General features: G+C 44.3%; 13 protein-coding genes and 2 pseudogenes. 13 read left to right on the top strand and 2 right to left on the bottom strand.

Annotation, left to right across the window (positions count from 1 at the left end; genetic code table 11):
• Positions 1-12: 12 nt before the first annotated feature.
• On the top strand, positions 13-1,617 hold the full coding sequence (locus FU659_RS00860) for an NHL domain-containing protein (RefSeq protein ID WP_147945795.1): 1,605 nt from the start codon (positions 13-15) through the stop codon (positions 1,615-1,617).
• 132 nt (positions 1,618-1,749) lie between these two features.
• Positions 1,750-3,294, top strand: a complete 1,545-nt coding sequence (locus tag FU659_RS00855; RefSeq protein WP_147945794.1) for a L,D-transpeptidase family protein — start codon at positions 1,750-1,752, stop codon at positions 3,292-3,294.
• Positions 3,295-3,906: 612 nt separating this feature from the next.
• Here FU659_RS00855 and FU659_RS36735 read toward each other — a convergent pair.
• Positions 3,907-4,041: a hypothetical protein gene (locus FU659_RS36735; RefSeq protein ID WP_261807534.1), complete on the bottom strand. Its 135-nt coding sequence runs from the start codon at positions 4,039-4,041 to the stop codon at positions 3,907-3,909.
• A gap of 358 nt (positions 4,042-4,399) precedes the next feature.
• Here FU659_RS36735 and FU659_RS00850 point away from each other — a divergent pair, with 358 nt between their 5' ends.
• From FU659_RS00850 to FU659_RS00815, 8 genes and pseudogenes are all read left to right on the top strand, one after another.
• Positions 4,400-5,755: an ABC transporter substrate-binding protein gene (locus FU659_RS00850; RefSeq protein ID WP_147945793.1), complete on the top strand. Its 1,356-nt coding sequence runs from the start codon at positions 4,400-4,402 to the stop codon at positions 5,753-5,755.
• A gap of 86 nt (positions 5,756-5,841) precedes the next feature.
• Positions 5,842-6,748 (top strand): annotated as a pseudogene (locus FU659_RS00845) (carbohydrate ABC transporter permease).
• 42 nt (positions 6,749-6,790) lie between these two features.
• Positions 6,791-7,630, top strand: a complete 840-nt coding sequence (locus tag FU659_RS00840) for a carbohydrate ABC transporter permease (protein ID WP_147945792.1) — start codon at positions 6,791-6,793, stop codon at positions 7,628-7,630.
• Between the two features lie 135 nt (positions 7,631-7,765).
• On the top strand, positions 7,766-9,214 hold the full coding sequence (locus FU659_RS00835) for a PTS transporter subunit EIIC (protein WP_261807533.1): 1,449 nt from the start codon (positions 7,766-7,768) through the stop codon (positions 9,212-9,214).
• A 17-nt stretch (positions 9,215-9,231) separates the two neighbouring features.
• A complete protein-coding gene (locus FU659_RS00830) occupies positions 9,232-10,065 on the top strand; it encodes a PRD domain-containing protein (protein ID WP_147945791.1) in 834 nt (277 codons plus the stop codon).
• 155 nt (positions 10,066-10,220) lie between these two features.
• Positions 10,221-11,317, top strand: a pseudogene (locus FU659_RS00825) (quinone-dependent dihydroorotate dehydrogenase).
• Positions 11,318-11,342: 25 nt separating this feature from the next.
• Positions 11,343-12,146, top strand: coding sequence for a GTP diphosphokinase (gene yjbM, locus FU659_RS00820; RefSeq protein ID WP_147945790.1), 804 nt, complete (start codon positions 11,343-11,345; stop codon positions 12,144-12,146).
• A gap of 3 nt (positions 12,147-12,149) precedes the next feature.
• Positions 12,150-12,578, top strand: a complete 429-nt coding sequence (locus FU659_RS00815; protein WP_147945789.1) for a DUF309 domain-containing protein — start codon at positions 12,150-12,152, stop codon at positions 12,576-12,578.
• 66 nt (positions 12,579-12,644) lie between these two features.
• Here the strand turns inward: FU659_RS00815 and FU659_RS00810 are convergent, their stop codons facing one another.
• Entirely contained in the window at positions 12,645-13,154 is a 510-nt protein-coding gene (locus FU659_RS00810) for a thioredoxin family protein (protein WP_147945788.1), read from the bottom strand.
• A gap of 148 nt (positions 13,155-13,302) precedes the next feature.
• On the opposite strand from FU659_RS00810, the gene FU659_RS38655 reads away from it, so the two are divergent.
• The 3 genes from FU659_RS38655 (at position 13,303) to FU659_RS00795 (ending at position 15,545) form a co-directional block, all read left to right on the top strand.
• Positions 13,303-14,241: an RsmB/NOP family class I SAM-dependent RNA methyltransferase gene (locus FU659_RS38655; protein WP_147945787.1), complete on the top strand. Its 939-nt coding sequence runs from the start codon at positions 13,303-13,305 to the stop codon at positions 14,239-14,241.
• 101 nt (positions 14,242-14,342) lie between these two features.
• Positions 14,343-14,786: an RsmF rRNA methyltransferase first C-terminal domain-containing protein gene (locus tag FU659_RS38650; protein WP_147945786.1), complete on the top strand. Its 444-nt coding sequence runs from the start codon at positions 14,343-14,345 to the stop codon at positions 14,784-14,786.
• 6 nt (positions 14,787-14,792) lie between these two features.
• Positions 14,793-15,545: a pseudouridine synthase gene (locus FU659_RS00795; RefSeq protein ID WP_147945785.1), complete on the top strand. Its 753-nt coding sequence runs from the start codon at positions 14,793-14,795 to the stop codon at positions 15,543-15,545.
• The last annotated feature ends 37 nt before the right edge of the window (positions 15,546-15,582 follow it).

Here is a 15,582-nt window from a genome sequence, read left to right as displayed (position 1 = left end):
AAGGAGAGACCTATGAAACCTTTCAAATATATTCTTGTTTCCTCCATCGTAGCTACTGCGGTTCTGGGGAGCTCATCAGCTTGGGCGGCAGGCCTTTCTTCTGATGCTTTGCTCACAAATAGCGGACAAATTCTGGCTGATGTAACTACACTTGCCGGTACTGGAGATTTTGATGAAAAGGACGGGGCTGCACGAAGTGCGGCTTTCCGTTCACCGGGCAGTATGGTTCAGCTTTCGGATGGAAGCATTGTTGTAGCGGATACGAGAAATCATGTTATTCGTCGAATAGCTGACGGAAAAGTTACGACTTTTGCAGGGCCTGATGTTGTCGTGAAGACAAATAGTCAAGGTTTTCCTATGGGAGGACTTCTGAATGGGAAATCATCAGAATCCTTTTTCAATGAGCCTGCCGGTTTGGCGGCGGATGCCAAAGGGAATATCTATGTAGCGGATTCGGCGAATAACGCTGTTCGCATGATTGCGACGAACGGACAAGTGACGACTTTGGCGGGGAACGGAGTTATCGGCAGTAAAGACGGAAAAGGTTCAGAGGCAAGATTCAATCACCCTACCTCTGTTGCAGTCGACGCTGACGGTACGGTGTATGTGGCTGATTCCTTGAATCATGTCATTCGTAAAATTGCGACGGATGGTCTGGTATCTACGTTAAATGCATCCTCCAATCGCGTTATTCAAATTCGACCAGGCACAGCTTCTTTTGCCGGCGATTTTCTGGATGGCAATTTAGCAGCGGCGAAGTTTAATGAGCCTTCAGGTTTGGTTCTGGATAGCAAAGGGAATTTATATGTGAGTGATACTGGAAATCATCGCATTCGTTATATCGATTTAAAAGCTGGAACCGTTACAACGGTTGCAGGAACAACGCCGACATATGAGAAAAATGAGTTGTATGCCGGTGGAGATTTCAAGGATGGCGACGCTTTACAAGCTAGGTTCGACTTTCCTAAAGGACTGACTGTAACTTCAGAAGGCGGACTCTTAATCGCAGACAGCTTAAATCACTCGATTCGTTATTTACGGAATGGGAAGGTGTCGACAATTGCTGGAACAATCCAAACGGGTGAAACGGATGGGGTAGAGCAAGCGGCTCAGTTTTATAATCCTACGGATGTTCTCGTAACGGCTCAAGGCAACATCATCGTTGCCGATTCTTCAAATAACAAGATTCGCAAAATTACACCCTATCAATTGCCGAATGATATAGCAAAAGGTCAGCCGATCAAAGTGGTCAATGATAGTCATGTGATTACTTTCGATGCGCAACCTGAAAATGTGGATGGGCGAACGATGGTTCCTGTTCGTGCAATCAGCGAAACTTTTGGTTATGAAGTCAAATATGTTGAACAGGCTGGGGAGTCAGTCGTACAGCTGATTAAAGGGGATGTCACCGTTGAGCTGACTATCGGCCAAACGGGAGTTAAACGCAAACAAGTGGGGAAAGCTGACATCAATCAGACGACAGATGCGGCTCCGTATGTGAAACAAGATCGTACCTATGTGCCTGTACGCTTTTTTGCAGAGCAGATTGGCTTGGATGTTCAGTGGGATGTTGCCCATCAAACGGCAATTCTGCGTACAAAAACATTTGTGAAATAAGCAAAAGACCGTCTTTGGCGGGCTTGGCAGGGGAAACCCTTGACCAGGCTCGTCTTTTTTTTACTTCAACTTCCAACTGGTAATGCCGATAAATGAGAAAGAGCCACAACCTGTGTAAAGGAGATTACCAAGTTGAAGGATAACCGGCGCAATGATCAGTTGGAGAAATTTTTTCAACATAATCCTATTGAAGATCCTCTTTATTTAAAAAAATATGTAAAAGAACATCCTGATCATAAAATGGCCTGGTATTTGCTGGGGAGGGAATATGCTGCGAAGGGGAAGGAGGGTAAAGCTGCTTATTGTTTTGCTCAGTCCGGTGAGATATACGAAGCTTTTGAGCGGCAGAAAATTACGCTGGATGGGCCATTGCCAACATTCTCTCCTCCTGTCCTGGAGAAAGAAGCGAAGAATTCTCCTCAACGTAAATCAGGGGTACTAAGTAGATGGCTGCCACTTCTCGCATTATTGCTGCTATTCGCTGTTCCTGCAGCGATTGATGTAGCCAAAGAACAAGTGAACGACTATCGCGGAAAGAATGGTGCGTCGGGTTCTCTCCCTACAAGTTCAGACATATCCCCTAGCCCTACTCCACAGGAGCCGGATGGGTTGAAATTGTATGTGACCGAGGGTGATTGGGGGAAGAAGCTCCAGCAAGTCCTTTCCTCGTCGGGAACGGATTCTGGGGAGTCTGTTATCATGGAAGCGCCTCGGAGTAAGGATGGCAAATGGCAGGAGTGGAATAGATCCATGAGGCCGCTATTGGGTGTCGTGAAGCAGGCTGGCGGCGACAGCAAGGCTGATCTTACCTATTACCAATCTCAGGTATGTTCGTGTCAGGTAGCAGATAGTTCAGCGCTTCTTCCTGTCATTTCGAATTGGATGAATGAAAGGGAGCAAGCGATTGTCTTGCAAAGCGCAATCCAAGCTTATCAGCAAAGGAGCGGGGGACTTCCTGACAAGGCCGAGCAGCTGACTCAACCTTATCCGGATAATTTGCTGCCAGGACTAACGCCCACCATGAAGGAGACGTTCCCGCAAGCTGTAAGCATGCTGAAAGAGAAAGCCAAGACCGGTAATGCGGTAGCGGCTTCTACGGATCAGAATGAACAGCAGAAGCAGACCGCAGCGGAGCAGAATAAGCCGGTCAATACGCAGCCGAAAGCTTCGGCTGATCCGCTGCGGGAACCCCTTCAAATTATCATCGATACGGACAAACATCGCTTAGTTCTGGTAAGCGGCAATTACGTGATTCGAAGTTATCCTGTGGGCTTAGGTGGGGATAAGACGCCTCAAGGGGAGTTTAAGATTTCAGAAAAGGTGCGTAATCCCAATGGCAAATCAAATGGGGAATTCGGCAGCAGAGGGATGACATTGTCCGATACGTTATACGCGATTCATGGAACGAATAAGCCAACCAGTGTAGGCAAGGATGAGTCCCATGGCTGTGTCAGAATGCTGCAGGCTGATGTTGAAGAACTGTACAACATGGTCCCTCATGAGACAAAAGTAACCATAGGCAAAGGCGTGCTTCCTCCTGATTCAGATCCTGGCAGTGGGGGTGGAGATGGCAATCAGGGCTCTGGGGCCGGAAGAGGCAATCCCAATCAATCTTTTGTTTTACCCTTGCAGACAAATGACAGTAATCCCGCGAAGAAATATAAATGGCTGGATTAGATGGAAATCAGGCTAAATTGGTTGAACTGGATAACAACATAATAAGACCTAATGGCATACCCGTTAGGTATATTTTATTAATATGTTTTTGGTTTTGGGATATGCGAAGCTTACCCCTTTTATCCTGTGGAACTCTCTGAAAGTCCGTATGGGTAGCGACATTGCTCTAACGAACTGTATTGTCTTTATGGAAGAGAAAACAGCATGATTATAGATCTAACGAACTGAATAAGTGTTATGGCCAAGCGAATAGGCGTAATGATAAGCTTTTGCTAGAAGTAACGTCTCTGGAGTTCGTTATCCCATCGAATTGATTATTTTTGATCAAATAAGGATGATTGAGTTCGTTAAGGATATGAACGATGGGTATAAGAATTTCATGGCTGCGTTGACCGTCGAAACAGGTATGAAATCCTTGCCCGTAAAGTTGATTTGCCATATGCAGTGTGCCCTGATCGCCTTAACGGGACGAATGGGTTTACACGCAAAAAGACCGTCAGGATGATCTGACGGTTTCTTTTATATCCAAAAATTTAGAAATTTTAGTATTGACAAGGAAGAGGAAAGCGATTACAATTCAAAATATGAACAATTCAATCATTTCGAATATTGTTATTTGTTCAAAATGAGCAATAAAGTCATGGCAATAACAACTGCAAGTAAAATGGAACCTGTCCAAATGATAGCTTTCTTGTTTATTTCATCTTTGGCTTTACGATTGGCTAAGGTTGGTTTGCGTTTGGACATAGGATTCACCTTTTTCTTTAGAGTTAACAGATATATACTATCTTATCACAAGTGTGGCAGTTCGTAGAATATGCTGTTGAAAATTTATGTTGACGATCATGTTACGATATTGTAAGATTTAATCACATTGAGCACGAAAAACAATTAAATATGTTAGTTTTAATAACATGTTACCGTAAGGGCATTAGTTATTGGAGAATGCAAGTCTTCTTCTATAACTATGCCCTTTTTATTTTTGCCAAAATGACATTTCTGAAAGGGGCTGATCGCACAAACGACTGGCGAAATGAGTGACACTGTAACCACCTAATAAAAAATTGATGAACAGAATTATTTAAAAAAGGGAGAAGATGAATACATGAACATGAAAAAATGGTCTACTTTAGGCTTGGCTGCATCAATGGCACTTGTAGCAGCAGGTTGTGGTAAAGCCGCTCCAGTTGAAACAGCAAAACCAGCTGCAACGGTCGCTCCAACGACGGCTGCAACTGCTGCACCAACTACCGCTGCTGTTAAAAAATTGTCTGGTGATTTCGAAATCCAATACTTTGTAGGCGGTTATGGCGACAAGTGGTGGAAAAAAGTTATTGCTGATTTCTCAGCAGCTAACCCGGATCTGAAAATTAAAGAAAGTGCGGGACCAAAAATCAACGAACAAATGAAACCCCGTTGGATCGCTGGTAACCCACCTGATTTCGTATATATCGATGGACCTGAATTGTTCGACCGTCAATTGGTGACAGATGGCCAATTGGAAGATCTGACTGACTGGCTGAAAGACGCTAAAAACGTTGATGGCGATAAAATCCTAGATTTGCTTGCTCAAAAGCCGCAAGACTTTGATGGCAAAATGTACAATATTCCTTTCGTAATGAGCTCATGGGGGATTTTCTACGATAAAGCGCTGTTCAAAGAAAAAGGTTGGGCTGAACCGAAGGACTTCGAAGAATTCTTAGCAGTAAGTGAAAAAATTAAAGCCGCTGGCATCAATCCATTCATCCATACAGGTAAATATCCTTATTACATCAATGGCGGTGTCCTCTACCCGGCAATCGTATCGGCTAATAACAACGATTACAAATTGCTGCAAGATATGTCTACAAACAATTTGGAAGCTTGGAAAAGCCCAGCCATCCTTAAAGGGTTAAATAAAATCGTTCAAATGCGTGATAAAGGTTACATCGATAAAGCTTCCGTACAAATCAATCACACGGATTCCCAATCTTTGTTCCTACAGCATAAAGATGCATTTATCCCGAATGGTTTATGGCTCCCTAACGAAATGGCAAAAGACGTTCCAGCAACATTTGATTTCGGATTTATTCCTTCGATCACACAAGATAAAGGTGGAAAAGTTGTAGCTAATACGTCCACATCCACATTCGCTATTCCGAAAAAAGCGAAAAACAAAGATGCTGCAAAAGCTTTCATGCAATTCGTATTCTCGAAAACACAAGCTTCTCAGTGGGCTGAGCTGAGTGGCGCTCCTTCCAACATTAAAGGTGACATTTCTTCCTCCAAAGCACCTAGCTTCGTTAAAGACGCAGCGAAATTCTTGTCCTCCCCGGACACTATCGTTGTACCAACGGTATCTTTCACAGCAGACGTTGATAAAGCGATGCAGGATGCAACAGTGGCTCTGACTATTGGCACAATTACACCTGAAGAGTGGGTCAAACGTGTAACGGATGTTGTTGCAAAACAAAAGAAGTAAGAACTGAATGAATAAGAGCGGGGAATGAGTAAGGCGATCGCCTTGCAGAGTTCTCCGCATTTTGATACAAGGACGGTGAAGATAGAATGAAGACCAGCACAACGAAGTGGAAACGGAATCTGTTCATCGCTTCATTCATCATTCCGACATTTCTGTTTTTCTGTGTATTCACCATGTACCCGGCTTACCAGGCGCTGCAGAAGTCACTTTATGATTGGTCGGGAATGTCAGAGAACAGCACCTTTATCGGATTAGATAATTTTGTTGAGATGTATAAAGATCCTATTATTTGGCAAGCCATTGGGAATGATTATTTTCTTGTAGCGGGCAAGGTTATTGGCATTATGATTCTTGCCACTTTTTTCGCAGTCGCTTTAACCCGATTTAAATTGAAAAGCTCCGGATTTTTCCGTGCGATATTTTTTATTCCGAATGTGATCTCTGTCGTTGTAATCGGCGTTTTTGTGGAACTTCATTTATAATCCACAAATCGGATTTTTAAATGCTTTTTTATCCCTCTTTACAGATAAAAAAGTAGATATTGCTTGGTTAGGATTTACCCAGCATACGATATGGATGTTACTGCCTCCAACGATTTGGGCTGGTATTGGGTTCTATATGATTTTAATGATTGCCGCAATCGTGAATATTCCTGCCTCCTACTACGAAGCAGCTAATATAGACGGAGCGGGGCAATGGTCGCAATTTCGCAACATTACCATGCCGCTCATCTGGGAGCAAATTCAGGTTTCCATTATCAATATTGTTATTACCACGTTGAATGGTTCCTTTGTTATCGTGCAATTAATGACGAATGGCGGACAACCCGATAATACAACACAGGTTATGGGATCTTATCTGTATCGAATGGCTTTTCAGCAATATCATTTCGGCTATGGTGCAGCCATTGGCGTATTGATTTTGGTTCTTTCGCTCATTACTACGCTCGTCTTGCAGCGAATATTGCGGCATCAAACCATCGAAATGCATTAATGCCATCTAAGATATGGATACTGAAGGAGGGAGCCCGTAATAATGAGAGTGCAAAATCCGGTTGCTAAGCTAATCGTCTGGTTTATTCTACTTTTATGGAGTGTTGCCGTACTATATCCGCTGATATGGACGCTCCTGGATTCGTTGAAAAACAATCAGCAATTTTTTCTAAATATGCCATGGGCTTTACCCAAATTTCCACTATTGTGGTCGAACTTTTCCTATGTATGGGACAAATATAATTTCAGTACGTATTTTCTGAACTCCATTGTCGTTACAGTTGGAAGTACAGTGCTTGCGATCATTCTTTCAGCAACGACAGCTTATGTCTTAGCCAGATATGCCTTTAAAGGAAGTAAAGTTCTTCTGACCATTTATATTGCTGCCTTGACGATTCCATTTGCATTAGCTTTAATTCCATTGTTTTTCTTGCTCAATGATCTACATTTAATCAACACTTGGTGGGGATTAATTCTCGTCTATGCTTCATTAAATTTGCCTTTCGGTATTTTCCTGCTTGTAGGTTTCTACAAATCATTACCTAAGGAAATTGAAGAAGCTGCGATTATCGATGGTACCTCGCACTATGGGACATTTTTTCATGTTATGCTGCCATTATCTCAACCCGGTCTTATAACGGTCATGATTACGAATATGCTCAATAACTGGAATGAGTATTTCCTTGGGGTAGTTTTGACCAATGAACCGACGAAATACACATTACCAATCGGTCTTGCGGTGATGCAAGCCGAAATGCAATATCGTGTAGAGTGGGGACCGCTATTCGCTGGTCTGCTGATAACGACTATTCCAACCTTGATCGTCTATATCATCTTCCAGCGTCAAATCGCAAGCGGGATTACAGCAGGAGCAGTTAAATAACCCGATACATGATATAGAAAAAACACCTTATCCTAGAGGATTTTATCCTTTCAGGAGGGTGTTCTTTCTACTATAATTGGGATATAGAAGAGCAAACAAGAAACGGCCAAACTTGTGGGCTATAGGTGAGATGACATGAGATTCATGTATTTATTGCAGAAAATAGGACGTTCCTTAATGATTCCGATTGCCGTGCTGCCGGCAGCCTCGATTTTATTGCGAATTGGAAAAATGACTTTTGAAGATCCGTTTCTCATGCAGGCAGCTCAAGTTTTCGGGTCTGGCGGAAGCGCGATTTTTGATAATTTACCCTTGATATTTGCTGTAGGCATTGCTATAGGTCTTACGTCAGGAGACGGGATAGCCGCATTGGCTGCTACGGTGGGGTATCTTGTATTCGATAACGTCTTGAAGCATTTTCAAGCGGGTACAGAAGCTGCCTCCCGGCTGGATATGGGCGTATTAGGCGGAATGCTTGTAGGGCTGCTGTCTGCCGCCTTTTTTGACAAATTCCAGCATGTTCGTCTTCCTAAGGCTTTAGGTTTTTTTGGAGGCAAGAGGTTCGTACCCTTGATTACTTCTCTAGCCATGGTGGTTTTAGGCGTGTTGATGGGCATTATGTGGCCTCCTGTCCAGAAAGGAATCAGCACCGTCGGGTTATGGATCGTAGAGAATGGGAATATCGGAGTATTCATCTATGGGATAATGAATCGCCTGCTCATACCCACAGGATTGCATCATATCATTAATAATATAGCTTGGTTCCAAATCGGCGATTTTGTTACACCGACAGGCAAAGTGGTACACGGCGATATTTCAAGATTTTTTGCTGGAGATCAGGAAGCGGGATTATTCATGACCGGATATTATCCAGTCATCATGTTCGGTCTTCCCGCCGCCGCCCTTGCATTGATCAAAAGCAGCTCTGCCGCCAACAGACAGCTTTTCGTCCCTGTCATGCTAAGCGCCGGTTTGACGAGTTTCTTAACCGGTGTAACGGAGCCCATTGAGTTTGCCTTTATGTTTGTAGCACCTGGATTATATGTGATACACGCCATTTATACAGGATTTTCAATGATGATTATGAATATTTTACAGGCGAAAATGGGTTTTGGCTTTTCAGCAGGTTTTATCGATTTTGTTCTGAATTGGAACTTATCCACGAATCCTTTTTGGATTCTCCTTATCGGTGTCGGATACTTTTTTCTTTATTATTTTACATTTCGGATCTACCTGCATTATTTTTCAGCTAAAGACTCAGGAAAGGATGAATCGTCTGTGCAAGCTGTTGATGCAGCAGGGGGAATTGTGAAGATCAAAGAAGATCGCCCTACTCGTATTTTGAGGCATATCGGGGGAGCTACCAATATCCTTTCGATCGATGCCTGTATAACACGCCTGCGTTTGTTGGTTCATGAAGAGAGTCTTATTAGTGATAGCGAGCTTAAAGAGCTCGGGGCTATTGGGGTAATCCGACTAGGCAAAGGAAATGTGCATGTTGTCTTCGGAACGGAATCTGAACAAATTCGCGAAAGTATTCAACCTATGCTTCAAATTCATAAAGAGAAATCAGGACAAGCCTAAGATCGCGGAGGTGTCTCATGATTGAACGGACGATCATTCACGTACTTTCTCACAATGTGGTGATGGCACACCTAACATCAGGGAAAAACTCGATCGCCTTCGGTAAAGGAATCGGATTTAAGAAAACACCGGGTATGTCCATTGTTGAAAGTGAAATCACCCAAGAGTTTCTGCTCCATACATCGGAAGTTCTCCGAAACTACGAGCAAATATTGAATGCCGTTGATGTGAAAATTATTGGGATCACCGAGGAAGTCATCGCCTATGCGCAAAGTATGCTGGAAGGTGATTTCTCTGAGACCATACATGCCTCCCTTGTTGATCATATTAACTTTGCCGTAGAACGGCAAAAACGCGGCATCTTCATCACGAACCCCTTCGCTTACGAAATTCAATATATGTACCCAGAGGAATATAAGGTAGCCAACAAATCCGTAGATTTCCTTAATGACCATCTGGACGTGAAGCTGCCGGACGATGAAGTTGCCTTCCTGGCGATGCATTTCAACGGCGCGCGCAAGAAGGAGAAGGCTTCGGATTCTTTGGTTGTCGTTCGATTAGTCTCTCAAACGATTGAAGCGGCGAAAGAGCTAGGTTTCAACTTTGACGATTCTTTCTCCACAGTTCGATTTATCAGTCATTTGAAGGGTGTTATCGAGCGCGTTAAGCAAAAGAAGACTTTGCAAAATTCCTTGCTTGAAAAGATTAAAGAGGAGTACGGCGATACGTATGTAAAAGCAAAGGTGTTATCCCTCATGTTGAGCGATTCATTGCAATTAGAGGTGCCGGATGATGAAACGGGCTATATCACGATGCATCTGGAACGACTGCTTCTTCGCACAGAAGCCTAGGGTCGTTAAATAGATCGAAATGATTCCCTTGCGACCCTTTCGGAGCAGGGATTTTTTGTTTGAAAAACAGCTTTAAGGGCTGCTTTGGATTGCATATTTGCACAATGTCAGCTAAACTGACTGTTAGAGTCATTAGAGAACGGAGTGCATAGGACATGCTTTATAAGAAGTTAGGTAAGCCCATTTTGTTCCGAATGGATCCAGAGCGGGCGCATCATCTTACGATTGACGGATTAAGCGTAGTAGGCGCTTTTCCTGGAGGCAAACGCTTGTTGAAGTCGATGTATGGCGTATCGCCTTCACCGCTCATGGCCCAACAATTATGGGGAATTGATTTTCAGAATCCGATTGGATTAGCTGCTGGCTTGGATAAAAATGCCAAGGCCGTCAAAGGATTTTCACAACTAGGTTTTGGCTTTATGGAAGTTGGAACGATTACACCGAAGCCACAACCGGGCAACGAGCTGCCGCGGCTATTTCGCCTTCCGGAGACCGCGCGTTAATCAATCGAATGGGTTTCAATAATGTAGGCACAGAGGAAATGGCAAGTAATCTCAAAAAGACAGGAAAGCGGGATATTCCCGTAGCTGTTAATATAGGAAAGAACAAAACAACACCGAACGAACAAGCAGAAGAGGATTATCGGGCTTGTATTCGTGAATTGTATACATACGGCGACTTCTTTGTCGTCAATATTAGCTCACCAAATACTCCGGATTTGCGTAATTTACAACATGGGAATGACTTGCATAGATTGCTCGAAGCCGTTACGGAAGAAATGAAGATTCAACAGGAAAAAAGCCATCAGCCAGCTAAACCGATCTTGGTCAAAATAGCTCCTGATCTTACGAATGAAGAGCTTGAATTAACCGTGCGCACGATCCAAGATAGTGGCGTTTCGGGTATTATTGCGACGAATACGACACTCAGTAGAGAAGGTCTTGTCCACCCCAACCGTGAGCAAGCAGGCGGACTGAGCGGTATCCCTCTTACAAGCCGATCAACGGAAGTCATAAGCCGCGTTTACCGACTGACAGAAGGTAAGCTTCCGATCATTGGGGCTGGCGGCATTTTTACGGCTCAAGATGCATATGACAAAATACGGGCTGGCGCAAGTTTAATTGAGGTATATACGGCTTTGATTTACGAAGGTCCGGGACTTCTAGGCAACCTAAATGAAGGGCTGCAAGCCTTATTAAAAAGAGACGGATATACACATATTTCCCAGGCAATCGGAGCAGATCAGAAGTAACCTCATTGGAATGGAGGACAAAACGATGGATGGACGAGACTGGAAGAAATTTCTCCTGCCTTATGAACAAGCGGTGGAAGAGTTAAAGGTAAAATTCAAGACATTGCGCGGTGAACTCAAGAGTCGGGAAGAGTACTCTCCCATTGAGTTTGTAACCGGACGTGTCAAAAAAATATCCAGCGTGCTGGAGAAAGCTAAGCGACTAAATGTTCCAATGGATGAATTAGAATCAGGCATCGAGGACATAGCTGGCCTTCGCATTATGTGTCAGTTCGTAGAAGATATTGAGCGTCTGGTTGAGCTGATTCGCAGCAGGCAAGATATGAATGTTGTTTATGAAAAAGATTATATAACGAATAAAAAGCCAAGCGGTTACCGCAGTTTTCATATTATTATTGAATATCCCGTCCAAACGGCTTTGGGCATGAAACGCATTTTAGCCGAAGTGCAGATTCGGACTTTGGCCATGAATTTCTGGGCAACTATTGAGCATTCGTTGAATTATAAATATAAAGAGCAGCTCCCTTCGGATGTGCGCGTACGCTTAAGCAAAGCCGCTGAAGCCGCTTATTTATTAGATCAGGAAATGTCCAGCATCCGCGGTGAGATTGTTGAATCTCAGAAAATGTTTGAGGATCACGCCAATTTGGTCACGAAAGTGCTTAATCATATTCAAGAACTCTATTTTTATCATCGCGTAAGGGAAGCCGCTCAATTCCAGCTTAGATTTAACGAAATATGGGATTTGGATGACGTATGGGAATTAAGTGATTTGTCTTCAGAAATTGAAGCAGCCATCACTCGGGCCAAAAAAGGAGATCAATCCTAAGCTATGGGTGCTTATGATCGTTTATATGTGGCTTACTTGTATTATTTCAATGAAAAGCGAGATTATTTTGAATGTCATGAAGTGATGGAGGAGCTTTGGCTGGAAGAAGGTCGAAGTCCCTTATACCAAGGTCTACTGCAGGTTGCAGTGGGCCTTTATCATCATGCGAATGGAAACGTAAGCGGTTCTATCAAGCTCTTTAGCGCAGGATTGAACAAACTATCGTCATATCCGGATGATTCGCTAGGGATAAACTTGGGGAAAATCAAGGAAGACAGCCAAATCTACTTGGATAAGCTTTTGCTTTTTAAGGAGCGGCCATTTGAAGCCTATGATCTGGATATCGAAATCTTGGATCATAACCTTGTGGAACAGCTTGAAAAAGTGAAACGCAATCCACCGAGTCCAAGTGAGGAAGAAGGCCATGATTAAGGTTTGTTGGTGTAAAAGAAAGGACTTTCACGCCTAAATGGTGTGAAGTCCTTTTTGGTATGGCTGTTAACCTTTATATTTTTGGAAAAAGGCTTTGAATACTTCTGGTGTATTACCGCCAGTCGTTGCGGATTCAGGCACTCCGCCGACAATACGCTCTACCTCTTTCCCGTCTTTGTAATAAACGAGGGTAGGCGTTGATTCGATATTGTATTTTTGCCAGCCTTCCTTGAATTCTTCTAAATTGTATTGTTTCACATCGATACCTAATTCTTTTTCCATTGGAACTAGAACTGGTGTCGTTACTTTACAGTGTGGGCATGTGGAAGCATAGTAATATTGGAAAAATGTTTCTTTGTTTTTCAATCTTTGGTCCAAATCTTTTGGTAAAATCAGGTTTTGATAGTTTGGATCCGTTAGTTGCTTCACGGTTTCCGGATTTAATTTGGATGCGGCTACGCCATAAGGGTTGCCTGCATTCGCCTTATCCGACGCTTTGGTCGACTGTTGATTAACCAAATACAAACCACCAAATAAAATAACTACAATGCCAAGATAAATAAGCAGCTTCTTCATTATGCACCTCATTGAAATATACTTTCTTCTATCTTCTATCAAAGTATAGCATATCCTGTTCGTATTTTGAAAATAATTGGCTGTTTAGTGACAGTTCGGCTATAATACCGATGAGATGAAGAGTTCATGATGAAAGAGAAGATAAAAAATGACAAAACAGCTGCCTGCTTTATTTAGGGAGAAAATGATTGACTTATTAGGGGAAGACGAATTTGCAGAGTATGTAAAATCCTATGACGAGGCAAGGTTGTTTGGTTTGCGGGTTAATAGCAATAAAATCGATAAGGCTGATTTCTTGGCGAAAAGTCCGTTTACTTTGACCCCAGTACCTTGGGCCTCTGAAGGCTATTATTATCAAGAGGGAGAACGGCCTGGCAAGCATCCTTACTATCACGCGGGTCTTTATTATATTCAAGAACCTAGCGCCATGGCGCCTGTTGAACTGCTTCATGTTCGGCCAGGGGAGCGGGTATTGGATCTGTGCGCTGCGCCGGGTGGGAAATCAACTCAAATTGCCGCGAAGCTGAAAGGCGAAGGGGTACTTGTCGTTAATGACAATCATTCGGACCGGGTCAAAGCTCTCGTCAAGAACCTCGAGTTGTTTGGCGTGCGCAATGCCGTAGTTCTGAATGAGCGGCCGGAGCGAATGTTAACAGCGTTTCAAGGCTTTTTTGATAAAATATTAATTGATGCCCCATGCTCAGGTGAGGGAATGTTCCGTAAGGAAGAAGATATGATGGTGCAATGGGAACGTCATTCTGTCCAAGAGTTTGCCGCTATGCAGAGGGAATTATTGGGACAAGCTGCTCAGATGCTGGCGCCTGGGGGAACGATTGTTTATTCAACATGTACCTTTTCTCCCGAAGAGAATGAGGCTCAAATTGCTGAATTTTTGGATAAACATCCAATCTTTGAGGTTGTGCCGATGGCGTCTTTGCATCAGGACGTCCGGATTGGCTGCGTGAGCCATGGTGCCATGAATCCTATTCGGCGCGTGCTGTTGAAGCTGTCGCGGGAACGGCAAGACTGTGGCCTCATAAGCTTAAGGGCGAAGGGCATTATGTGGCTGTGCTGCGATCGACAGTGACTGAGGGGCACGCAGATGCCGTGGCTGGGAGGCGCAGCGGACGTGAAGCGCCGCGGGTTGGGAAAGGCCGTGCGAAGGTTGATCGTACGGCGGTTGTAAGCTTGGAGCCGCTGCAGGCATTTATGGGCGAGCTGCTGCACAGCACGCCCTTCGCCGCGGAGCGGCTCGTATGCTACGGCGAGCACGCGTATGCGTCGCCGGAGGTCATGCCTGAGCTGCACGGACTGAAAGTCGTGCGGCCAGGTTGGTACATCGGCGCGCTGCACCGCGGCCGATTCGAACCGTCCCATGCGCTAGCCATGGGACTGCGCATGCGCGAAGCCAAGCGAGCGCTGAGCTTGGCTGCGAGCGACGAGCGAGCCCTTCGGTATCTGAAGGGCGAGACGCTCGAAGTCGCGGAGAGCGAGATCATCCGCGATCCGGAAGTGAACCAGGCAGCCAAAGGCTACTGCCTGGTCTGCATCGAAGGCCATCCCGTCGGCTGGGGGAAATGGCATGACGGGATGCTGAAGAACGAATACCCGCCCGGTTGGAGGTGGACCTAGTCGGTCATGAAACAAACACAACGGCTCGATAAAATACTCGCCCACGTTGGCATTGGCACGCGCTCTGAACTCAAACGCCTCGCCAAAGGCGGTGCGATTATCGTCAATGGCGTGAAGGTGAAAGATAGCGGCATGCAAGTAAATCCGGATACTGACCTCATCCAAGTAAATGGAGAAACGGTTGTATACCGTGAGTTCGTTTACCTGATGATGAATAAACCGCAGGGGGTCGTGTCTGCGACGGAAGATAATCGTGATCGCACGGTTGTTGATCTTTTGGATGCCGTCTACAAACCATTTGACGTGTTTCCAGTTGGACGTCTGGATAAAGATACGGAAGGTTTCCTTTTACTTACCAACGATGGGAAGCTGACCCACAATCTTCTCTCGCCGCGCAAACACGTTCCCAAAACGTACTATGCCAAAGTAGAGTGGGAGGTTAGCGAAGCTGATCGTGAAGCCTTCTCGCAAGGCGTTACCCTGGATGACGGCTACGAGACACTTCCGGGCGTGCTGAAAATATTAAAGACTGGGAGCGAACCTGAAGGGATTGTCTCTGAGATTGAGCTAACCATTATGGAAGGCAAGTTTCATCAAGTTAAACGAATGTTTCAAGCCGTAGGCAAAACAGTTGTTTATTTGAAACGACTTTCTATGGGCCCGCTTGCACTTGATCCGAATTTGGAATTAGGGCAAGTTAGAGAGCTAAGCGCAGACGAACTTACGGTTTTGCAAAATGCGCATGAACTTCAAAATTAGAGATTTACAAAAATACGAATACATGGTATTTTCATAA

Origin of the sequence: Paenibacillus sp. N3.4, assembly GCF_008017805.1 — a bacterium.
In the GTDB taxonomy this organism is placed as follows: domain Bacteria; phylum Bacillota; class Bacilli; order Paenibacillales; family NBRC-103111; genus Paenibacillus_E.
This window is presented reverse-complemented; position numbering and strand designations above follow the sequence as displayed.